The sequence below is a fragment of the Mucilaginibacter rubeus genome (genome assembly GCF_014643835.1).
Classification (GTDB): Bacteria; Bacteroidota; Bacteroidia; order Sphingobacteriales; family Sphingobacteriaceae; genus Mucilaginibacter; species Mucilaginibacter rubeus.
Window position 1 is genome coordinate 278,645 of record NZ_BMKD01000007.1, and the last position, 20,196, is coordinate 298,840.

Consider the following 20,196-nt stretch of genomic DNA (forward strand, 5'->3'; position numbering starts at 1 on the left):
CGTTGGGCCGACAAAAAAGCGGGCCTGGGAGTATAGCCTTGCGGGTGGAAGCATTTTTTTGTCTTGATGTTTGGTTAATTGCATCTAAGGTAAAGTAAAGTACTCCGTCCGGCCAACATCGCCGTTAACTTAAGGAAAAAACTCTTCAAAAGCGAGGGAATGTGCGACTCCCCTCTTGAGAGGGGCGGAGGGGTGTGTTATTCTACGTGCAGCTTATCGCTTGTATAACACACCCCTGCTCCCGCTCTTTCCCACTACGCCCTCTCTCAAGAGGGGATTTTAAAGCGCATGTGCTAAATTAATCTCTTAGGTTAATGGCTATGGCCCAGCCAGGAGGTCGACGATGTTTGTTAGTTACAACAAGGTTTAAACATAATGATGTATACCAATTTACCACGTCCTTTTCCACCCCACAAAACCAGAACTAAAATATGGAGCTTAGGATGTATGCCCCAAAACACTAAATTATATTCCCCGTTTATACCATATATTTTATTTACCATGGTATAACTTTGGTATATCAAATGAATACATCGAAATATGAAAGCAATAATTTTAAAAGACTTTGGCGGGGTTGAAAACCTGGTACCTGCCGAAATACCTGTACCAACCATAGCTGCCGATGAAGTACTGGTAAAACTGAAAGCCATCAGCATAAACCCTGTGGATGTTAAAACCCGCTCAGGGAAAGGCGTTGCCGGGCTTATTAAGGACGAGTCGCCGATTATATTGGGCTGGGACATTTCGGGCGAGATCACCGAAGTGGGCGCGGATGTTACCGGCTTTAAACCCGGCGACGAGGTTTTCGCCATGATCGCTTTCCCTCAAAGCGGAAAAGCCTATGCCGAATATGTTAAGGCTAAAGCCGATGAACTTGCACTGAAACCTGCCGGCGTCAGTCATGAGGAGGCAGCGGCGGCTACACTTGCCGCGCTTACTGCCTGGCAGGCTTTCCACACCAATGCACCTGTTAAACCCGGCGACCGGGTACTGATCCACGCCGCATCAGGCGGGGTTGGTCATTATGCTGTGCAGATAGCTAAACATTTGGGCGCCTATGTTATCGCCACTTCTTCGGCTGCCAACCGTGATTTTGTGTTGGGCCTGGGTGCCGATGAACATATCGACTATAAAGCGCAGCCCTTTGAAACCGCTACCGGTAATATCGATTTTGTGCTTGACACCATTGGCGGCGAATATATTGACCGCTCACTGCAGGTGATGAAAAAAGGCGGCACCATTATAAGCATCGTTTCCGGCATGAACGAAACCGTTACCCCAAAAGCCAACGCGCTGGGCATTAATGGCCACAACACCAGGGTAAAACCCAATGCCGAAAACATGAGCACCATTGCCGGTTTGCTGCAAAAAGGGATCATTAAATCGCACGTATCCAAAGTGTTTCCGTTTGAGCAAATGGCCGATGCGCATTTGCAACTGGAAAGCGGGAGGACGGTTGGTAAGGTGGTATTGGTGTTTTAAATAAAAATATGTCTTGCGAGTAGGTAAAATCCAGAGGCCTCTCAAGGTGAAATGACAATAGATGTGGAGGGCTTGTCATCCTGAGCTTGTCGAAGGACGCGCGCAGAGGCCCACCCCACTATGCTTCGACAGGCTCAGCATGACACCCATTTTTTAATTATGTCATGGGTAGCGATAGCGTGGCAACCGCTTGCTGTACAGAGCCGGGCGTCAAGTCCGCTATTGCTCTTTTAAAAAACCGTAGTTGTATTTAACTAACATCGGCCGCGCTCAATCGCCGCGGGTTGGCTGTTACGTTTTTCGCGATTGTTTATTTTTTTAGGAGCTCAAGAGGGCTTCGCCGTTTTTCTTGACACAAAAGTAACCAAAAAGTCAAGTCGGCAGGAAGGCTTCTTTGCCGCACAGCCTTCGCCCGCTTGCCTTTCCCTGCCTTTACCCTGCAAACCGGGCAGAACCACGGGCTGCAATTATTTTGCCCCGCTTCGCCCGCTCGTTCCCTGGCTTCTGCAAAAACTTGCTATGCCCCTGCAGCCGCACCACCCACCATTGTTCTGCCCGCTTTCGCCCGAAGCTTACCTGCCGACGGGAGGGGGAAAAGAAGCAAGACAGTTGAAGGAAAGAAGCAAGACGGTAAGAGTCAAGAAGTAAGATAAGAACCGTGACATATTGTTATCAAGCCCAAAACAAAAGTGCGTTGGGCCGACAAAAAAGCGGGCCTGGGAGTATGGCCTGCGGGGAGAAGCATTTTTTTGTCTTGATTTATTCGCAAGGTTGTTTTGCTTTGTAGGTGCTCATGAGCTCGCTCCGCTCGGTTTTTGGTTACTTTTTCATCAAGGAAAAAGTGACTGGCCTCCGCCCGGCCAAGAGGGCGACGATGTTTGTTATAAAACCACAAAAGCCCTTTCCTAACCTCAACGCCCTCCCACCAATGAACAAATGAACTATTGAACAAATGAACCAATCAATCCAAATCCCCATTCCCAAAAGTATCTCCCTGGTTAATATCACCGGTGTCGAAACCTTTTTTAAACCAGTACATCCGTTGGGCGCTGGTGCCATGGGTAAAACTATCGGGCTCTACATGGCCCTGTGCTTGTTTTTGTAATCGGTCGTCACCTATGGCGTTGGCCGCGTTCAGGGCTTCTTCAATGTCACCTTTATCAAGCACGTTTTTCATGGTTTTTTCGTAATGTGCCCAAACGCCGGCATAAAAGTCGGCCTGCAGCTCCAGTTTTACAGAAAGCTTGTTGTATGCGCGTTCGCTCAATCGCGACCGTGCCTGATCCATTTTTTGGGAGATCCCCAACAGGTTTTGCACATGATGGCCAACCTCATGCGCTATCACATAGGCCTGCGCAAAATCGCCGGCGGCACCGAAACGGTTCTTCAACTCATCGTAAAAAGAAAGATCAATATATACCCGCGAATCGCCCGGGCAATAAAACGGGCCGCTTGCCGAGCTGGCATTACCGCAGGCCGACTGTACATAATCGCTAAATATGGTTAAACGCGGCTTTTCATAAGTACGGCCCATGTCGTTAAACAGTTTTGTCCAGATATCTTCGGTATCGGCCAAAACCACGCGCACAAATTTCTTGCCTTCATCTTCGGGGCCGTTATTAACGGTTTGCTCCTGCCGGGCCGGCTGGTTGGTTGCTACCTGGTTAAACAGCGCCGACGGATCGACTCCGGTAAAAAAATAAATAGCGGCCGCTATAAGTCCAAGCACACCGCCACCTATAGCTAATCTGCCGCCCCCACCACCGCGTTCATCATCAACATTGTCGCTTTCGCGTCTGCCAAACCATTGCATATGTTGCCCCCCGGCCCCCTAAAGGGGGAGTTTTTTATACATGATAATAAAAAAAAGCCTCCGTTTGTTTGAACGGAGGCTTCAGATTTTTTCACCCCCTTTGGGGGTACGAGCCGATTATTTCACAATCTCAAATACGGCCTGGATCTGGAAACTTAGTTTGATGTTTTTGAAACTGATATCCGAATCGCCAACATTGCTATCTGCCGAAGCTTTGAATGTCATCATATTGGCGGCATACATACGCGGTTGCGGGAAGCTGCTGTTATCGCTTTCAGTGATGTTGATGGCGCCGCCTAATTTTTCGCCAAGGGCAGCCAACAGGTAAGTTGCTTTATCGCGTGCGGCTAACAGGGCTTTTATTTTAAGGTCACGCTTCAGATCGGCCATTTTTGAATAGTCGTAACTTTCAATATTGGTAGCCTGAATCCCTTTAGGATCAATTTTCGACATGATCTGGTTAAACTTGTTCAAGTCGCGCACACGCAGGCCATATTGTTTGCTGGCCAAAAAGTCGGGTGCTTTTTTCTTTTGATAGGTATTGTTCCAGGCAGATACATTGTTCACCGTAAAATCTGACGATGGAATGCCGGCATCTTTAACGGCTTTTTCCAGCTGGTCTTCCAGATCGTTAATGGCAATGTGCTTTTTGCCATCCATGTATTCCTGTAGTGATATGGTTACGTTTATAATATCAGGAGTAACCTCCTGCTCGGCAATGCCGGTAACTTCAATTTTACGCCTAAGGTCAACGTTTTGGGCAAATGCGCCAATGGTAGTTGCTAATAGTGCGGCAAGGATAAATAGCTTTTTCATGTGTATTTTATTTGATGTTATGACTAAGGTAACGTATGTTTAGTTTAATGTGTAACAGTAAGGCTACAATTAATTGCTAAGCCATTGGTATGCTTGTAAATAAACCGGCGGGTGGTTTTGTTTGAGGGGTGAAGTTAATTCCCTCCCTGGGGGGCACGTTGAAATGCGCGGTTGCAGGGAAGGGTTTCTTCGCTTTGCGTTAATAAAAACAGTTTAAAGAAATCCCTTCCTACACCTTCCCCTGGGAAGGAATCAAGCAGCCCCCACTTTTGATATATCGCCCCTCCCTTCAAACCCTTTACCTTTTTAATAGTTATACTACAACGCACTAATTTATTTGGTTATGAGATCGATATGGAAAGGTTCGATAGGTTTTGGGCTGGTGAGCATCCCTGTTAAATTATATTCGGCAGTACAAACCAGCTCGCTTGATTTTGACATGCTGGATAGCCGTGATCATGCACGCATCCGTTTTCAGCGGGTAAACGAAAATACCCACAAGGAAGTCCCCTACGATAAAATTGTAAAAGGCTATAAGCTTGATGAAGATTACGTGATCATGGACGAACAGGACTTTGAAGATGCAGCGCCCGAAAAAAGCAAGGTAATTGAAATTGAAAGTTTTGTGGACATTGCCGACGTAAACCCCATGTTTTACGAAACATCATACTACACCGAGCCCGATACCAAAAACAACAAAGCCTATGCCCTGCTTATCCAGGCACTTACGCAATCAAAAAAAGCAGGGCTGGCCCGTTTTGTGCTGCGCAGTACCGAAAGCCTTTGCATCGTTCACCCGCTTAAAAATGTACTGGTGGTAACCCGCATCCGTTTTGGACAGGAAATTCGTGGTACGGAAGATCTTAACCTGCCCGATAAGATCGATGTAAGTAAAAAGGAGCTGGATATGGGCCTCACCCTGATCAACCAGTATGCAGAAGATTTTGATGTATCTAAATTTAAAGACGAGTATAATGATGAGCTGCTCAGGATCATCGAGGCCAAATCAAAAGGCAAACGCGCCAAAGTTAAAAAGCTTAAACCCCGTAAAACAGGTAGTGACGATTTGTACGACCAGCTGATGGCCAGTTTAAAAAGCAAGAAAGGAGCTTAATGAAGCCGGAAGTACGGGTTGAAAGTTTTAGGTCTGCGGATGTTCCTTAAAAGGGTCACCATGCGTTGTTTTTAGCACTCACAATTGTACTTGTTTCAAAATTTATTTTTTTAGAGATAAAACCCCGTACTTATTCTCCAACAAATTATCCTAATAATTAATTTTATTTTTAAAAGAATAAGTTTTGGCTTTGTGTTTGTAGTGTTTATCTCACAAAAACATTAAAACATCTATCATGGCAACTACTAAAGTAAAAACACCCGAACAAACTAATGATGTGCAGGAATCGGCACTGAATGAATTATTTATTGACGAATTAAAAGACATTTACTGGGCCGAAAAACATCTTACAAAAGCACTGCCTAAAATGGCTAAAGCCGCAACATCCGATGAATTACGCTCGGCTATCGAAAGCCACCTGGCCGAAACCGAGCGGCAGGTGATTCGTTTGGAAGATGCGTTTGCTTCCATTGGCCAAAAAGCCGTGGCTGTAAAATGTGAAGCGATGGCTGGCCTCATCAAAGAAGGTGAAGAAATTATATCAGAAACCGAAAAAGGCAGTATTACCCGTGATGCCGGTATTATTTCGGCTGCTCAAAAAATTGAGCACTACGAAATAGCATCATATGGCACCCTCCGCACGCTGGCTGGCGTACTGGGCTATGACCATGCGGCCGAACTGCTTGATTCAACCTTGCAGGAAGAAAAAACCTGCGATAGCCTGCTCACTCAAATTGCCGAAGCCGGTATCAACCAGGCATCAAAAGCCGAAAAAGCTTAACGTTTATTAGTTTTTTAAGAGCGGTCGTGGGGGAATTATTCCTCGCGGCCGTTTTTTATTTGAGCGTGTTGTCGCTAATCGATGAACGTAGCGCACAAGATTTCTCCTCGTTATTCGTCGAGATGACATTTCACGTTATATTAAGCAGCACCAACCGTTAATTACATATTAATTAAAGCATTTCCACAAACAATAAGCGGCAAACACGGTTTACCAACAAAAAACCGACGCCCTATGAAACAATTCCTCCTGGCACTATTCGCCTTTTTATTTTGCTTTTACGATAATGTTTTTGCCCAGGATAAATTAGATGGCGTTTATGCCGGATGCGAGTTTTCGCCAAGTCCGATATTTGGAGGGGGCATGAACAGAACTGACGTTGCTATATTATTCAGACCTGATGGTACTTTCAATTCTTCGCTTAACAGTGCCGACTGGCAAACCAGCGTAAGCGGGCATTACACCATAATTAGAGGGGAAGTAACACTTAAATATACTAAAAGCTCATCTGTTTATGGCATAACCAAATATGGAAGCCTTTCCAATTATGCACATGAACTGTTTAAACTTCAGGGGAACATTATACCTCCGGGCTATTACTCGTTCATCAGCGCTATGGGCGGTGGCGGCGCGGCCTATGGTACAACTTATGTAGGCGCTTTAAGCACACAGGGATTGAATTTCGACGGCAAGGGGCATTTTAGCAATTCGCGCTATTCGGGCTCAATGGTAGCCGGCGAAAATGTTGGCGGCGGCAGCTCAAGCAGCCGGGACGGCAGCGGCACCTATAAAATAAACAAAGGTGTGCTTACACTTACCTATACCGATGGCCACACTGAACTACACAGCTTTTTTTGTGATATGGGCGGTAAAACCCGCATGGCTGTAGTTGATGGGCGGGTATTTTTTGTAGACAATGATGACAATACCACCGCTAACAATACCAAATCATCAGCCGCGGCTAAAAAAACTTCCGAAAACTCCGCCACAAATACAAGTAATGCCACCGTGCCAAATGGAAAAACTCTGCTTTTAAAAGCCAATGCCGCCCATGGAGGCGACAAACTGAATGCATTGAAAACCGCCCGGTTAACAGGTTCCGTTTCGGGGTTAAAAGTAGTTGAGCTGATTGATATTCCCAACAGCAAGGTACGCGTTGAAATATGGAAAAACGGCAAACCGGTGTCGGTGCAACAAACCGAAGGCAGTAACGGATGGCAATGGAGCAGCGGCAACAAATCCGATCTTCCGGCCAATAACGTTGCCGAGATAAAAACCGCCTTATACACCGGGGTTATTGGGTTGCGCAGATCATCGCTTGATCAAATGCAGATCATCAATACTCAAAAAATCCCCGATAATGATATGTATACGGTTCAATGCAGGTTAAATGGCAACGAATACGTGTTTGCTATAAATAATCAAAACCAACTAATGGCTTACGGCTATAAGGTAGGCGACAAAACCCTGTTCGCTATGCTATCAGATCTTCGTCCGGTACAGGGCATTACCATTCCGTATCGTGAGGCTACAACAAGCGGCCAGCAAAAGCTCAATATTCAATACGAGAGCATGGATGTAAACCCTGTTTTAGACGGGCAAAGCTGGGCAGTACCTACCGGAAACTAAATTCTATTTCAGGTAGATAATTTATTGGGCTTCAGGTACAGGTAATCATTTTTAAAATCGAGAATCATATTGAACCGTTTTAAAAGACCGTTCCCCAAATAGTTGATTTCAAAACCCATCGGGTTTTTATTGCTCAGCATAATGGCCGGCACATTACTAACAGGGAATCCATTGAGCCTGAATAGTGGTGTTTCTACAATCTTCATTTCGTATTTTACCCCGCGCGGATCGCTGATGGTGGATGATTTGATGAGTTTAAGATCCCTGGGGAAATTATTTTTAACAGCCCATTCACTATCCAGTATCAATGACTGCTCGGATCCCGTATCCATAGAAAAATTGCCGGTGTATTTTTTGCCGTCTATTTCAAACGTACCGGTAACATATGGGAACGAATGGATAAACCCAATCTTCGAGCGTTCATAACCGTTTAAGTTTTTAGGCATTTTATTACGGATGATGATACGGTTGTTATCATAATCAACCTCTACCTGTTTACCCTCAAACAGGTTCCAGCCAAAACGGCCATCCATTCCAGTCGAGGTTATGTTTGTGGGCAACATTTCCAGATTGTGCCAAACTGATGTGCCGATTTGCAGCTTCAAAGCTTTGCTCATGTCATTAAAATTTGGCTTTGCTTTACCGGCCAAAACATCAGCCTGGTTAGGCAGCAGTTTCGTTTTATTTAATATGGCATCCCTTGTTAAATGAAAGTCAAATGAGCTTAGATCAAAGTGAAGAGATAAAGTGTCGGTATCATTCATCACTGCCTTTACCGCAATGGCATTATAGGCTGTAAGTTTAAAGGGAATGGTGTCGCTTTTGTTGGGATTGATTTGCTGTTCATCCGCCGGCGGTATAGCGCTTGCTATTTGCGTATAACATGAATCCTTACCGTTAAGCAGGATAACGAAGTTATACCTTGTGCCAGGCTTAACCTTTATCCTTATCGAATCGATATCTGTATAAAATGTAACCCATTTAGTTTCCCGGGTCCTATCGGCAGTATAAATGTCCGGTCGTGTTTTTGGCGAAAGCGACCATGCATTTTTATCCAAAAATCCGCCATCATTGATGGCTACTTTTTCAGAAGTGGCTTTGATTACCGGCAGTTTCGACTGGCCAAACACAAGCCCGGCAGGCAGCAGGCAGATAAGCAGCAGAAAATATTTCATCGTTTTTATGAGGTAAGATGCCTAAAGATACACAGGGAATAAATCTTTCCAAAACACAACGTTAAATGAGCTGTATCTCCCCTAAAAAATACAAAATCTAAAACTTTTCAGTGGTCACAGTTATTATACTAATATCTATGAAAATCATTAATTAAAACAAAGTATTATGAACTCACTCCTGTATATCATTGCAGTCATCCTTATAATAGGATGGGCAATCGGCGTATTTTTTACAACGGTAGGCGGCCTGATCCACATTTTGCTGGTGATAGCTATTATCGCGCTTCTGTTAGGCGTAATCAGGCGGTCAACAGCTATATAATGCTGCTGAAAATATAAAACTAATAGGCTATCTCCAAAGAGATGAGCTATCTGAACCTTGATTCGATTGATTTGCGGATTACCTGATAAAATCAGAAAGTCTTTAAATCAAACGGATCAAGGTTTTTTGTATACTTGTTTAAATCATCAGGGAGAAATTCTTAATCAGGGGAGAATCAAGGTTTGAAAAATATATACTTTTTATTATTTATGGCAGTTGTAGCCACCATTAGCGCATGTTCGCCTAAAGTACAACCCTTCGCTGCCACGAATAAAGTATACCACAACCAAACCGATTCATTGACAGAGGTGATTAGCCGCGAGCAGCCGGCCATGCTGGTTGACAGTGCGGGAGGCGCCATCCCTTCGGAGTGGGTTGGCACCGTGAATTTCAACCTGCGCAAACCCAACTATGTTATCATTCACTATACAGCTCAGGATTCGGTTAAGCAAACCCTCAATACTTTTACCCTGGTAAAGCCGCAGGTAAGCGCACACTATGTAGTAAGCAAAGACGGCAAGGTTTACCACATGCTAAATGATTACCTGCGGGCCTGGCATGCCGGCATCAGCAAATGGGGCAGTATTACCGATATGAACAGCTGTTCCATCGGCATTGAGATTGACAATAATGGGCACGAGCCTTTTAATGATGTACAGGTAAAAAGCCTGCTTGCTTTATTGGCTCAGCTCAAAAAAGCCTACAACATTCCGCAGGCAAATTTTATAGGGCACCAGGATATAGCGCCATTGCGCAAACCCGATCCGGGGCCATTATTTCCCTGGAAACTATTAGCTCAAAAAGGTTTTGGGTTTTGGAGAGAAGAACTGCTTGAACTTCCGCCCGATAATTTTGATTATGCTACAGCACTTAAGGTGATTGGCTATGATATCAGCAATCTCCCGGTAGCCATTGTTGCCTTTAAGCGGCACTTTGTACAAACGGATGAAACACCGGTAATGACACAGCTGGATTTGAATATTCTTTATAACATTTATAGGAAATATTAGCCCGCAGGCTCTAAGGAGGAAGTGGAAATTGCTTTAGAAGCAACCTAACTTTTATCACATAAAATGAAAAAAATCACACCGCAGTTTATTGTGGAATTTATTGCAACTAATAATATTCCTTTTATTCCAACGCAATCCAGATTATCTATACCCATAATCTCAAGAATGTGTAGCAAGATGGAACATCATGTAAAATTTGGCGAGATAAAAATATGCGGCAAATTGATTATAGATGGGCATCACAGATACTTAAGTTCTTTGATCATGAATTTTGAGCTGGGACAAGTGGCGACTAACTTAACGTCGGCAACCAAAGAAACCCCATGGAACCAAATTGAGTTTGATGAAAATGATTGGGATTCTGCTGCAGGAATTGAACACCTAAATAGATTAGACGCGGAGTACAATAAATTAGAATTGGAATTTTTAAGACGAATAACATCTAATGACGAATAAGTAGTAATTTTGTATTATGTTGATTTTATTAGATATAGATGGAGTATTAGTCCCAGCAAACTCGTGGAAGAAACCTGAGTTTATGCCCGACGGCTTTCCCGTATTTAATTCAAGGGCGGTAAAGGCGCTTCAACATATTATAGCGGAAACTAATGCCTCTGTAATATTAACTACTTCACATAAATCGAAGTATAAAGTCGCCGAATGGAAAGATCTATTAAAGACGAGAGGGATTAGCCCTAAAAAGGTTCACCGACTGACGACAAATAGTTTAAAAAAGACACGTACTGAAGAAATATTGGAATGGTATAAAAAGAAACATCAACCGAGTCAAGAGTTTGTGATTATCGACGATGATAAAATGCTAAATGGATTACCTGAAAATATAAAACATAACCTTGTTTTAACCAGCCCATCGGTAGGGCTCACGGAAGATCTTGCAGAAGATGCCATTTCTATTTTAAGGAAAAAGAATTTTACTTTTTCTTAATTAAACAATAATATAAAGCCTCGGCGCAATGCACCAGGGCTTTATTATGATCTTTTTTAACATGTCATGGGTGAAAGCTATCGCCTACAGTTCCACATTTTTATTTATTTTTAGGATCTGGCTCAACATCACCATGCAAATAGCCCCACATCCCTTGCTTTCGGGTATTGTTAAGCACTATTTAATTATAGCGCATAATCAGCGGGTTGTCATGAATTACCGCCTGTTTTCGGACGGTAATCCGGGGATGGTGTTTCATTTGAAAGATCCTTTACTCCAATATAACCAACAACATACCCTTGCCAGCAAGCAACCGGGCAGTTTTGTTTACGGACAAATAACTCATTATAATGATATTACTTCGGTTGGCGAACTGGCTATGCTGATTGTGGTTTTACAACCTAATGCTTTACTATCTTTACTTGATGTGGCGACCTATGAGTTAACTAACAATACCGTACCGTTAAAAGACCTTTTCGGGCAGGAAGCCCTTGAACTTGAAGACCGGATCGCAAATACAGCTAACCTCCAGGCAGCTGCGGCAATTGCCGAACAGTTTTTATTGAACAAAACGGCTTCGAAAGGAAAACACGCCGGCATTACAGATCAGGCTATAAGCATCATTCATACAAGCAAGGGTATCATCAATGTTAAAAACTTACTGGACGTGATGCCCATAACCGAACGGCAGCTTGAGCGTAAGTTCGACGAAGAGGTAGGTATTTCGCCTAAAAAGTATATTGATGCCGTTAAGTTTCAAACCTATCTTAAACAACTTCAAAAACTATCTTCAATAAAAGAGCTAAGCTCATTGAGTTATGCCTGCGGATATTACGATCAGGCGCATCTTAATCACTTTTTCCGGAAACATACAGGCCTTACTCCCCTGCAATACAAAGCCAATCATCATCTGTTGGCTATAAACTTTATGCCGCTCGTTTAAATTGCGTTTGTCGGTTTTTTACAATGCTTTTCGGTATAGCTCTGGTAGTTTTGAAAAAAGATGATCAGCGTATGGAAAACCTAACAATCGCCACTGCTCAATTTGAAAACAGAAGCGGTGATAAAGCCTATAATTTATCAGTTATTGAAAAAATGACAGCGGATGCCGCGGCACAAGGTGCCCAAGCAATAGCTTTTCATGAATGCTCGATAACAGGCTATACCTTTGCCCGGAAACTTAATAAAGCACAAATGCTTGAGTTAGCCGAAGAAATCCCCGGCGGGCCAAGCATCGCCACATTAACCGAATACGCCCGGCGATACGACATTGCCATACTGGCCGGGTTGTTTGAAAAGGACAAAGATGACAACCTTTACAAGGCTTATATATGCGTTGATAAAACCGGGATCGTTGCCAAACATCGTAAGCTGCACCCTTTTATCAACCCGCATCTTTTACCCGGCACAGCATATACCGTATTTGATTTGTATGGATGGAAATGCGGCATATTGATTTGTTATGATAATAATATAATTGAAAATGTACGTGCAACTACCCTCCTCGGTGCACAGGTTATTTTTATGCCGCACGTCACCATGTGCACACCATCAACCCGACCGGGCGCCGGTTTTGTTGACCCAGAATTATGGAAAGACAAAGAAGCAAATACAGTGTTACTTCGCCAGGAGTTTGACGGCCTTAAAGGCAGGCAATGGTTAATGAAATGGTTACCTGCCCGGGCATATGATAACGCAATTTATGCAGTATTCGCCAATCCGATAGGCATGGATGATGACCAGCTGAAAAATGGCTGCTCCATGATCCTCGATCCTTACGGCGATATTATAGCCGAATGCCGATCATTAGACAATGAGCTTGTTTTGGCTGAGCTAACCGCCGATAAACTAACCAAAGCGGGAGGCTATCGTTACATCCAGGCCAGGAAGCCCGAACTATACCGGAATATTATCGGCCGTGAACATGAAAGCTTTCAAAAAGTGGTTTGGCTTTAGGCCTTAACAACTTGCGCTCATTTGTAATGAGCGGTTAATCTGGTTTGGCTATTGCATCGCCAGTCGCGTTATAAACGCTAACCCATGTTTAAACCATCGCAAGAAAAAAAATGCCCCGGCACAACAAATGTACCGGGGCGCTATGCTTTTGACCTCCCCCTTTAGGAGGCCGGGGGCTAATCAATCCACTCAAACTTAGTATAAGGCACAAGCACTTCAGGCACTTTAATACCTTTTTCAGTCTGGTTGTTCTCTAACAAAGTAGCAACAATCCGCGGCAGGGCCAGCGCGCTGCCGTTTAGCGTATGTGCTAACTGCGTTTTACCATCGGCATTCCGGAAACGCAGCTTAAGCCTGTTACTCTGGAAAGTTTCAAAGTTTGATACTGATGAAACTTCCAGCCAGCGTTGTTGTGCCGCGCTCCAGGTTTCCATATCGTAAGTTAAGGCAGAACCAAAACCCATATCGCCGCCACAAAGGCGTAATACACGGTATGGTAAGCCTAATTTTTGTAACAGGCCCTGTACATGGCTGCTCATCAGCTCCAATATTTCGTATGATTTATCGGGATGGGCAATGGTTACTATCTCTACCTTATCAAACTGATGCAAGCGGTTCAGTCCGCGAACGTGTGCGCCATATGAACCGGCCTCACGACGGAAACATGGCGTATGCCCGCAGTTACGCACCGGTAACTGATCTTCTTTCAATATCACTTCACGGTACAGGTTAGTAATCGGCACCTCGGCGGTAGGGATCAGGTACAGGTTATCTACACCTACATGGTACATCTGTCCCTCTTTATCCGGCAATTGTGATGTGCCAAAGCCGGATGCTTCATTCACCATTAATGGTACACTTACCTCACTATAGCCTGCTTTTTCGGCCTCGTCGATAAAATAATTGATCAATGCGCGTTGCAATTTAGCACCCTTGTTTTTATATACTGGAAAACCGGCTCCGGTTATTTTAACGCCCAGTTCAAAATCAATCAGGTTGTATTTAGCGGCCAGTTCCCAATGCGGTAGCGCATCGGCAGGTAACTCAGGCTTGGTACCGTCCTCCAATACTACCTCATTGTCTTCAGGAGTTAAGCCTTTGGGTACTGAACTATGTGGCAGGTTGGGCAGCAATACCAGTTTCTGGTAAAGTTCCTCTTCGGTAATGGTAAGCAGGTCGCCGAGCTTTTTGATCTCTTCTTTCCAGGCTCCGGTTTTACCCTTAAGACCTTCCGCTTCTTCTTTTTTACCGGCACGCATCAGCTCGCCTATTTGTTTTGCAGCTGCATTGGCCTCGGCCGAAACATTATCCATACTGGTTTGAGTGGAGCGGCGTTTGTCGTCCAGCTCAATTATTTCATCAACCAGTTGGGGCTGTTTAAAATTTTTTACAGCCAAACGTTCCAAAACCTGTTCCCGGTTATCACGGATATAACTAACTTGCAGCATTATTTTATTTTTTAGGCAAAGATATAAATAAGTCTATAGTCCATAGTCGATAGTCCATAGTAATTTACGTTAGCGGTGTAAGCCCGGAACGATGAAGAGCCATGGACCATCGACTATCGACTATCGACTCAAACAACATGAACAATCCAATAGGCAAACTATATTTAGTCCCCACCCCGATAGGTAATTTGGAGGATATGACCTTCAGGGCTATCCGCGTGTTGAAGGAGGTGGATCTGATATTGGCTGAGGATACCCGCACCTCCGCCCCGATGTTGAAACACTTCGAGATCCATCAAAAAGTATTTGCGCATCATCAGCATAATGAGCATCAATCAAGCAACGAGATCATTAAGTTTTTGCTGCAGGGGAAAAATATCGCGCTCATTTCGGATGCAGGCACACCCGCTATTTCCGATCCGGGTTTTTTCCTGGTACGCGAGGCTTTGAAGTTTAATATCGCTGTGGAATGTCTGCCAGGCGCTACCGCATTTGTGCCGGCCCTGGTAAATTCGGGCTTTCCTACCGACAAGTTTTGTTTCGAGGGATTTTTGCCATTAAAAAAAGGCCGTCAAACCCGGTACAAGTTTTTGGCCGAAGAAGAGCGGACCATCATACTATATGAGTCGCCCCACCGTTTGTTAAAAACACTGGATGAGATGGCCACCTATTTTGGGGCCGACAGGCAGATCTCGGTATCCCGCGAGCTTACCAAAATGTTTGAAGAAACCGTGCGCGGCACTGTAGTTGAGGTAAAACAATACTTTGAAACGCACCCCATGAAAGGCGAGTTTGTGATGTGCGTGGCCGGCGCAGCGGCTAAACCGGCAAAAGGGAAATATGAAAGGGATGAGGAAGAAGAGTAAAACTTCAACTCTCCCGCATGTCATTGCGAGGCACGAGGCAATCGCATGCTATACAGAATTGCTTTGCTTCCGTGCGATTGCCACGCTACGCTCGCAATGACATTTTACAATTTTAAATATAAGCGACAACAGCATAATTCTTGTCACTCTACATGAAAAAAAATCTACCATTAGCCATGCTATCTGGCTTGCTTTTATGGATAGCCTGGCCACCTACCCCTTATACTACGTTTTTACTTTTCATTGGCTTTGTGCCTATGCTGCTGGCCATTGAAAACATTATTAACGATGATAAACCTAAAAAAGGCAGGCGGGTATTTAATGTAACTTTCATCGGCTTTTTTATCTGGAACTCATTATCTGTTTATTGGGTTTATAATGCGTTAAAAATAGTGGGCAAGGTTGTGGCCATACCCATTACCCTTATCCCCTATTCGCTTGGGCCGTTGTTGATGGCGACGGCTTTCTGGCTGTATTACCGGTTTAGACTGGTTGCCCCTCGCTGGGTTGCACTAATTGGCTTAGTTTGCTTCTGGATCGGGTATGAATACCTGCATCAAAGCTGGGATCTCTACTTTCCGTGGATGACGCTTGGCAACGGTTTTGCCGTATCGCATCAATGGGTTCAATGGTATGAATATACCGGCGTATACGGCGGCACTTTATGGATCTGGGTTGTAAATATCCTGGCTTTTTTAATTTATACAAGTCTTCACGAAGCTCAAACCAAACGCCACAGAATGGCATTGATCATGGCGATTGCAATTGTTGTAACAGTGCCTCTTGGCTATTCATTATCGGTTTATCATAACTATGTTGAAGAAGTAAACCCATCAAACATCGTTATTGCCCAGCCCAATATAGATCCGTACGAGAAAGATGGTACCATTCCCCCTGCTTCACAACTTGATATCCTGATCCAGCTTTCAAGACAGGTGGCCCAACCCAATACCGAGTTTTTTATATGGCCCGAAACAGCTATCCCCGCACCTGTTTATATTAACGAGGAACAGATAGGCCAAAATGATTTTATTAAGCAGGCCCAGCTTTTTTTACGGAAATATCCTAATGGCAACCTGGTTACCGGCGCCGAAACATACAGGCTATATAACAACAGGGCAACCCCAACGGCGGTTCCCTCACCATGGGGAGGCGACCAGTTCGCAGACTTTTATAGTACAGCCCTCAATATTGAAAATGGCGACAGGATTCAAACTTACCATAAATCACGGTTAGTACCCGGGGCCGAATCATTGCCTTTTGGCGATGCGCTTTCATTCCTGAAACCCGTATTTGAACATTTAGGCGGCGCTACCGGCAACTATGCTCCCGAAAAAGACGCAAAAGTGCTTTATTCGCAAAGCGGCATAGGGGTTGATCCGGTTATTTGCTATGAATCGATATGGGGAGGTTACATTGCCCGCTCTGTTAAAAAGGGTGCCCAGTTCATCGCTATTATTACTAACGATGGCTGGTGGGAAAACACATCGGGTAAAGATCAGCATTTAGATTATGCCAAACTTCGGGCTATCGAAACACGCCGCTGGGTTTGTCAATCGGCCAATACCGGTATTTCCGGGTTTATCAACCAGCGCGGCGATGTGGTTAAACATACTGAATGGTGGGTTAAAACCGCCATCAAACAGGATATCAACCTCAACAGCGAACTTACTTTCTACGTTAAACATGGCGATTATATCCCACAAACCGGCAGCGTATTGGCAGGGCTTGGCATTGTGTTTTTACTGGGGATGAGATTGAGGAAAAAACAAACGTTAACAGCTTAGGAGGCCAACTTAAAGGCTTTCAATCAAGTACAGAAAGGGTGGTTTTTATAATATCATCAAAAAAAGCCTTATCGGCCGTGGCTTTAGCTGATACCTGCATGCCTCTTACCGCATTCATGATGAACCGGGCCAATGCCAGGGAATCCTGAGGGCTACGGATCTCACCACTGTCCTGCCCTTTTTTTATAGCCTGAAGAATGGCATCTTCGAACTGCTGCTCATTTCGGCATACCACATTCTTAACTTCAGCATCCAGCGATGCCAGTTCAATTTCGGCATTTACCATGAAACAGCCTTTACGTTGTTCATCGTTTAGCAAATCGCGCATGGTAAGCTCCAAAAGCTTTTGTATAGCCTCTTTGGCCGATGCTGAATTATTGATAATATCACACATCTGGTTTCCACCCGCCTTTTGATAGCTATCCAAAGCTTTAATATATAAAGCGTGTTTATCACCAAAAGTATCATACAGGCTTGAGCGGCTGATGCCTAAGCCGTCAACCAAATCCTGCATAGACGTACCATTATAACCCTTATGCCAAAAAATGCAAACGGCCTTGCTCAGTACCTCGGCTTCATCAAAATCTTTACTTCGTGCCATAACAGAAAAGCTTTACCCGTTTTGGGCAAAGCTATTCATTTTTAATTAATTGTTTAGTTATACCCTTCCCTGTTTACGCTAACCGGGCTTTACAGGCATTATTATCTTACACCACCACTGGCCAGGATAATTTCGCCGGTTAACCAGCGTGAATCATCAGATGCCAGGAATACTGCAACAGGCGCAATATCATCCGGCTGTCCAATACGGCCAAGCGGCGTGGTGCTTTCAATTTGTGTTTGAAAATCACTGCCGATAAACCCTGCAGTATGTGTACCCTCTGTTTCAACCATGCCCGGGTTAATAGCGTTTACGCGGATCTTTTTAGGACCAAGCTCTTTTGACAAAACCTGTGTAATAGAATCAACCGCACCTTTAGTGCCTGTATAAATAGCACTTTGCGGTGGAGTAATACGGGTTACAGTTGAGCTTATGTTGATTATGCTGCCGCCTTTATCTCCAAAGCTATTTACCGCTCCCTGGGTAGCAAGTAATAAGCCGAGTACATTGATATCAAACTGGCGGTGGAATTCTTCTTCGGTTACAGCTTCTATCGGTGTAAACTGGTATACGCCTGCGTTGTTCACCAAAACATCAACACCACCAAAAGCTTCTTTGGTTTCGGCAAAAAGATGGTCAACGTCGGCCTTCTTTGCCACGCTGCCTTGTACGGCGATAGCTTTCCCGCCTTCGGCGGTAATTTCGGCAACCACTTTATCAGCACCGTTTTTATCTGATGCATAATTTACTACTACTGCAGCACCTGCCGAAGCCAGGCTTTTAGCTATACCTGCGCCAATACCTTTCGAAGCTCCTGTTACTACTGCCACCTTGTTTTCTAATTTTTTCATTTTCTGGAAGATTAATTTAATTTTGGATCAATCGTTCCACAAATATAAACTCATTTTGGAACATTCATTCCCGAATTAATTTTTATTAGGCTGGGATGACAAATGAAGTTGGCTAATATGGTGGCGGCGCTAAAGACAGATAACCTACAAAACTGCGTTCCACAAAGAGTTAGGAATGGTGAAATATTGAATTATTTAAATCCTGGGCTGTAGAAGACGAAATGACAAAAGAGGGCCGGGTCAGTCTGAGCCTGTCGAAGACTCGCGCGCAGAGGCCTGCCCACTATGCTTCGACAAGCTCAGCATGACCCGGTTCTAATTTTGTCGCGGGTATAATTCTGCCTACTCTTCTGTTGCCATTTCATTCCTTTTCAGGATAAAGGCCATTAGGTCATTGATGGGGTGCTTGATGATCTTCCCTGTTTTTACGCCGTGCAGGTGGCACAGAGACACAAGCTCCTCAGAAAATGAATAAGCTATGGAGCCAACAAAGTGGCATTTATATTTATGATACTCGGGGTATGATTTGATATTGGTTTCAATAAATTCAACCAACCCGTCAACCAACATGGAATGTCCGTATTCGGTGGCCTTTATTTCGCTTACAAACTTACTGAACGATGCCAGGTAGGTATTGGCATTAGGCTTTTGATACACATTTTTGATCACGATCTCCTTGTTCAGGTGGTAGGCCTTATCAAATTGCTGGCTGATATCATACGGCATATTGCCATATAAAAAATCGGTAACCAGCTTTTTGCCAAACCATGTGCCGGCACCTTCATCGCCCAAAACAAAACCAAGGCCATGCTGCCCGTCATAGATATCTTCGCCATCAAAAAAGGAGATATTACTGCCGGTGCCCAGCACACAACAAATCCCTTTTTCCTGGCCACAGGTTGCATAAGCGCATCCCAGCAAATCGCTGTCAACACTGATATAGGCTTTGCTAAAATGCGTGCTCAGGGCATTTGATACTATTTCGTGCCTGTCGGGACTGCTGCATCCGGCACCAAAAAAATAAATTTCAGAAATTTCGCCGGCAAACGCCACCATTTCAGGGGCCTGCTCCAGCACAATGCGGGCTATCTCTTTTTCGGTTAAAAAATAGGGGTTTAATCCCGCAGTAAGGAATGAGCGGCTTTCCTGGTCTGAAACGGTCAGCAACCAATCAGTTTTTGATGATCCGCTATCTGCTACTAAGATCATTGACAAATTTCTTCGAGCGCTTTAACAGTAAGTGGCTTATGAATAAACTGTGTAATATGCTTATTATCTTCCGAGTTCCTGATATCGGTAGGATCAAGCGATGACGATAACATATATATTTTTATTCCTTTTTTAGCGATATCCAAACCGGCAAATTCGTGCAGAAACTCAAAACCCGTCATTATTGGCATCCTGATATCTAAAAAAATAACGTCGGGGTTCACCGATCCATCTTTTAATGATTCAATAGCTTCCATTGGCGAGTGACGCACAATGATATCTTCGGCAAAGTTGCTGCTTTCCAAAACCCGGCGTGTTATAAAGCTATCAATGTAGTTATCATCAATAAGCATACAGGTTTTGAAAGGCGCGGTCATGATTCAAAAATAA

The 20,196-nt window shown here is 44.2% G+C and carries 20 protein-coding genes; 12 read left to right on the forward strand and 8 right to left on the reverse strand.

Annotated elements, in window-relative coordinates; all coding sequences use genetic code 11:
* Nucleotides 1–540: 540 nt before the first annotated feature.
* Nucleotides 541–1,482, forward strand: coding sequence for an NADP-dependent oxidoreductase (locus IEX80_RS22080; RefSeq protein ID WP_188834165.1), 942 nt, complete (start codon nt 541–543; stop codon nt 1,480–1,482).
* A 961-nt stretch (nt 1,483–2,443) separates the two neighbouring features.
* On the opposite strand, the gene ypfJ is transcribed toward IEX80_RS22080, so the two are convergent.
* Nucleotides 2,444–3,295 carry a KPN_02809 family neutral zinc metallopeptidase gene (gene ypfJ / locus IEX80_RS22085; protein ID WP_188834166.1) on the reverse strand — a complete coding sequence of 284 codons (852 nt, stop codon included), beginning with the start codon at nt 3,293–3,295 and terminating at the stop codon, nt 2,444–2,446.
* Between the two features lie 117 nt (nt 3,296–3,412).
* Entirely contained in the window at nt 3,413–4,111 is a 699-nt protein-coding gene (locus IEX80_RS22090) for an SIMPL domain-containing protein (protein WP_090533514.1), read from the reverse strand.
* Between the two features lie 343 nt (nt 4,112–4,454).
* Between IEX80_RS22090 and ku the strand changes: the two genes are divergently transcribed.
* The 3 genes from ku to IEX80_RS22105 all read left to right on the forward strand — a co-directional run bounded on the left by ku (nt 4,455) and on the right by IEX80_RS22105 (nt 7,635).
* Nucleotides 4,455–5,225 carry a non-homologous end joining protein Ku gene (gene ku, locus IEX80_RS22095; protein WP_090533511.1) on the forward strand — a complete coding sequence of 257 codons (771 nt, stop codon included), beginning with the start codon at nt 4,455–4,457 and terminating at the stop codon, nt 5,223–5,225.
* A 235-nt stretch (nt 5,226–5,460) separates the two neighbouring features.
* Nucleotides 5,461–6,006: a YciE/YciF ferroxidase family protein gene (locus IEX80_RS22100; protein WP_091173178.1), complete on the forward strand. Its 546-nt coding sequence runs from the start codon at nt 5,461–5,463 to the stop codon at nt 6,004–6,006.
* A 234-nt stretch (nt 6,007–6,240) separates the two neighbouring features.
* Nucleotides 6,241–7,635 (forward strand): hypothetical protein, encoded by a 1,395-nt coding sequence (locus tag IEX80_RS22105; RefSeq protein WP_188834167.1) that lies wholly within the window; start codon nt 6,241–6,243, stop codon nt 7,633–7,635.
* 8 nt (nt 7,636–7,643) lie between these two features.
* On the opposite strand, the gene IEX80_RS22110 is transcribed toward IEX80_RS22105, so the two are convergent.
* Nucleotides 7,644–8,810, reverse strand: coding sequence for a hypothetical protein (locus IEX80_RS22110; RefSeq protein ID WP_188834168.1), 1,167 nt, complete (start codon nt 8,808–8,810; stop codon nt 7,644–7,646).
* A 166-nt stretch (nt 8,811–8,976) separates the two neighbouring features.
* Between IEX80_RS22110 and IEX80_RS22115 the strand changes: the two genes are divergently transcribed.
* The 6 genes from IEX80_RS22115 to IEX80_RS22140 all read left to right on the forward strand — a co-directional run bounded on the left by IEX80_RS22115 (nt 8,977) and on the right by IEX80_RS22140 (nt 13,044).
* Nucleotides 8,977–9,132 carry a lmo0937 family membrane protein gene (locus tag IEX80_RS22115; protein WP_139160049.1) on the forward strand — a complete coding sequence of 52 codons (156 nt, stop codon included), beginning with the start codon at nt 8,977–8,979 and terminating at the stop codon, nt 9,130–9,132.
* Between the two features lie 209 nt (nt 9,133–9,341).
* Nucleotides 9,342–10,142, forward strand: coding sequence for an N-acetylmuramoyl-L-alanine amidase (locus IEX80_RS22120; RefSeq protein WP_188834169.1), 801 nt, complete (start codon nt 9,342–9,344; stop codon nt 10,140–10,142).
* Between the two features lie 63 nt (nt 10,143–10,205).
* Nucleotides 10,206–10,598, forward strand: coding sequence for a hypothetical protein (locus tag IEX80_RS22125; RefSeq protein WP_090533501.1), 393 nt, complete (start codon nt 10,206–10,208; stop codon nt 10,596–10,598).
* 16 nt (nt 10,599–10,614) lie between these two features.
* Nucleotides 10,615–11,088: an HAD domain-containing protein gene (locus IEX80_RS22130; protein ID WP_090533499.1), complete on the forward strand. Its 474-nt coding sequence runs from the start codon at nt 10,615–10,617 to the stop codon at nt 11,086–11,088.
* Nucleotides 11,089–11,149: 61 nt separating this feature from the next.
* Nucleotides 11,150–12,031, forward strand: coding sequence for an AraC family transcriptional regulator (locus IEX80_RS22135; protein ID WP_188834170.1), 882 nt, complete (start codon nt 11,150–11,152; stop codon nt 12,029–12,031).
* A gap of 71 nt (nt 12,032–12,102) precedes the next feature.
* Nucleotides 12,103–13,044, forward strand: coding sequence for a nitrilase family protein (locus IEX80_RS22140; RefSeq protein ID WP_090533821.1), 942 nt, complete (start codon nt 12,103–12,105; stop codon nt 13,042–13,044).
* A 176-nt stretch (nt 13,045–13,220) separates the two neighbouring features.
* Here IEX80_RS22140 and serS read toward each other — a convergent pair whose 3' ends face one another.
* Nucleotides 13,221–14,492 (reverse strand): serine--tRNA ligase, encoded by a 1,272-nt coding sequence (serS, locus tag IEX80_RS22145; RefSeq protein ID WP_188834171.1) that lies wholly within the window; start codon nt 14,490–14,492, stop codon nt 13,221–13,223.
* Nucleotides 14,493–14,629: 137 nt separating this feature from the next.
* Between serS and rsmI the strand changes: the two genes are divergently transcribed.
* Both rsmI and lnt read left to right on the forward strand, forming a co-directional pair.
* Nucleotides 14,630–15,358 carry a 16S rRNA (cytidine(1402)-2'-O)-methyltransferase gene (gene rsmI, locus IEX80_RS22150; RefSeq protein ID WP_175490094.1) on the forward strand — a complete coding sequence of 243 codons (729 nt, stop codon included), beginning with the start codon at nt 14,630–14,632 and terminating at the stop codon, nt 15,356–15,358.
* A gap of 152 nt (nt 15,359–15,510) precedes the next feature.
* A complete protein-coding gene (gene lnt, locus IEX80_RS22155) occupies nt 15,511–17,145 on the forward strand; it encodes an apolipoprotein N-acyltransferase (RefSeq protein ID WP_188834172.1) in 1,635 nt (544 codons plus the stop codon).
* Between the two features lie 19 nt (nt 17,146–17,164).
* Here lnt and IEX80_RS22160 read toward each other — a convergent pair whose 3' ends face one another.
* The 4 genes from IEX80_RS22160 to IEX80_RS22175 all read right to left on the reverse strand — a co-directional run bounded on the left by IEX80_RS22160 (nt 17,165) and on the right by IEX80_RS22175 (nt 20,183).
* The gene (locus IEX80_RS22160) at nt 17,165–17,746 is read right to left on the reverse strand and encodes a TetR/AcrR family transcriptional regulator (RefSeq protein ID WP_090533491.1); all 582 of its coding nucleotides are present in this window, start codon (nt 17,744–17,746) and stop codon (nt 17,165–17,167) included.
* A gap of 101 nt (nt 17,747–17,847) precedes the next feature.
* Complete coding sequence (locus IEX80_RS22165) at nt 17,848–18,597, reverse strand: SDR family NAD(P)-dependent oxidoreductase (RefSeq protein WP_188834173.1); 750 nt, start codon at nt 18,595–18,597, stop codon at nt 17,848–17,850.
* A gap of 342 nt (nt 18,598–18,939) precedes the next feature.
* Nucleotides 18,940–19,806 (reverse strand): N-acetylglucosamine kinase, encoded by an 867-nt coding sequence (locus IEX80_RS22170; protein WP_188834174.1) that lies wholly within the window; start codon nt 19,804–19,806, stop codon nt 18,940–18,942.
* A complete protein-coding gene (locus IEX80_RS22175) occupies nt 19,803–20,183 on the reverse strand; it encodes a response regulator (protein WP_188834175.1) in 381 nt (126 codons plus the stop codon). The genes IEX80_RS22170 and IEX80_RS22175 overlap by 4 nt, the downstream gene beginning before the upstream one ends.
* Nucleotides 20,184–20,196: the final 13 nt, after the last annotated feature.

What these genes read in the sequence shown, in the direction of transcription:
- IEX80_RS22080 (WP_188834165.1), top strand. Translation starts at nt 541, where the DNA reads ATGAAAGCAATAATTTTAAAAGACTTTGGCGGGGTTGAAAACCTGGTA.
- ypfJ (WP_188834166.1), bottom strand. Translation starts at nt 3,295, where the DNA reads ATGCAATGGTTTGGCAGACGCGAAAGCGACAATGTTGATGATGAACGC.
- IEX80_RS22090 (WP_090533514.1), bottom strand. Translation starts at nt 4,111, where the DNA reads ATGAAAAAGCTATTTATCCTTGCCGCACTATTAGCAACTACCATTGGC.
- ku (WP_090533511.1), top strand. Translation starts at nt 4,455, where the DNA reads ATGAGATCGATATGGAAAGGTTCGATAGGTTTTGGGCTGGTGAGCATC.
- IEX80_RS22100 (WP_091173178.1), top strand. Translation starts at nt 5,461, where the DNA reads ATGGCAACTACTAAAGTAAAAACACCCGAACAAACTAATGATGTGCAG.
- IEX80_RS22105 (WP_188834167.1), top strand. Translation starts at nt 6,241, where the DNA reads ATGAAACAATTCCTCCTGGCACTATTCGCCTTTTTATTTTGCTTTTAC.
- IEX80_RS22110 (WP_188834168.1), bottom strand. Translation starts at nt 8,810, where the DNA reads ATGAAATATTTTCTGCTGCTTATCTGCCTGCTGCCTGCCGGGCTTGTG.
- IEX80_RS22115 (WP_139160049.1), top strand. Translation starts at nt 8,977, where the DNA reads ATGAACTCACTCCTGTATATCATTGCAGTCATCCTTATAATAGGATGG.
- IEX80_RS22120 (WP_188834169.1), top strand. Translation starts at nt 9,342, where the DNA reads ATGGCAGTTGTAGCCACCATTAGCGCATGTTCGCCTAAAGTACAACCC.
- IEX80_RS22125 (WP_090533501.1), top strand. Translation starts at nt 10,206, where the DNA reads ATGAAAAAAATCACACCGCAGTTTATTGTGGAATTTATTGCAACTAAT.
- IEX80_RS22130 (WP_090533499.1), top strand. Translation starts at nt 10,615, where the DNA reads ATGTTGATTTTATTAGATATAGATGGAGTATTAGTCCCAGCAAACTCG.
- IEX80_RS22135 (WP_188834170.1), top strand. Translation starts at nt 11,150, where the DNA reads ATGTCATGGGTGAAAGCTATCGCCTACAGTTCCACATTTTTATTTATT.
- IEX80_RS22140 (WP_090533821.1), top strand. Translation starts at nt 12,103, where the DNA reads ATGGAAAACCTAACAATCGCCACTGCTCAATTTGAAAACAGAAGCGGT.
- serS (WP_188834171.1), bottom strand. Translation starts at nt 14,492, where the DNA reads ATGCTGCAAGTTAGTTATATCCGTGATAACCGGGAACAGGTTTTGGAA.
- rsmI (WP_175490094.1), top strand. Translation starts at nt 14,630, where the DNA reads ATGAACAATCCAATAGGCAAACTATATTTAGTCCCCACCCCGATAGGT.
- lnt (WP_188834172.1), top strand. Translation starts at nt 15,511, where the DNA reads ATGAAAAAAAATCTACCATTAGCCATGCTATCTGGCTTGCTTTTATGG.
- IEX80_RS22160 (WP_090533491.1), bottom strand. Translation starts at nt 17,746, where the DNA reads ATGGCACGAAGTAAAGATTTTGATGAAGCCGAGGTACTGAGCAAGGCC.
- IEX80_RS22165 (WP_188834173.1), bottom strand. Translation starts at nt 18,597, where the DNA reads ATGAAAAAATTAGAAAACAAGGTGGCAGTAGTAACAGGAGCTTCGAAA.
- IEX80_RS22170 (WP_188834174.1), bottom strand. Translation starts at nt 19,806, where the DNA reads ATGATCTTAGTAGCAGATAGCGGATCATCAAAAACTGATTGGTTGCTG.
- IEX80_RS22175 (WP_188834175.1), bottom strand. Translation starts at nt 20,183, where the DNA reads ATGACCGCGCCTTTCAAAACCTGTATGCTTATTGATGATAACTACATT.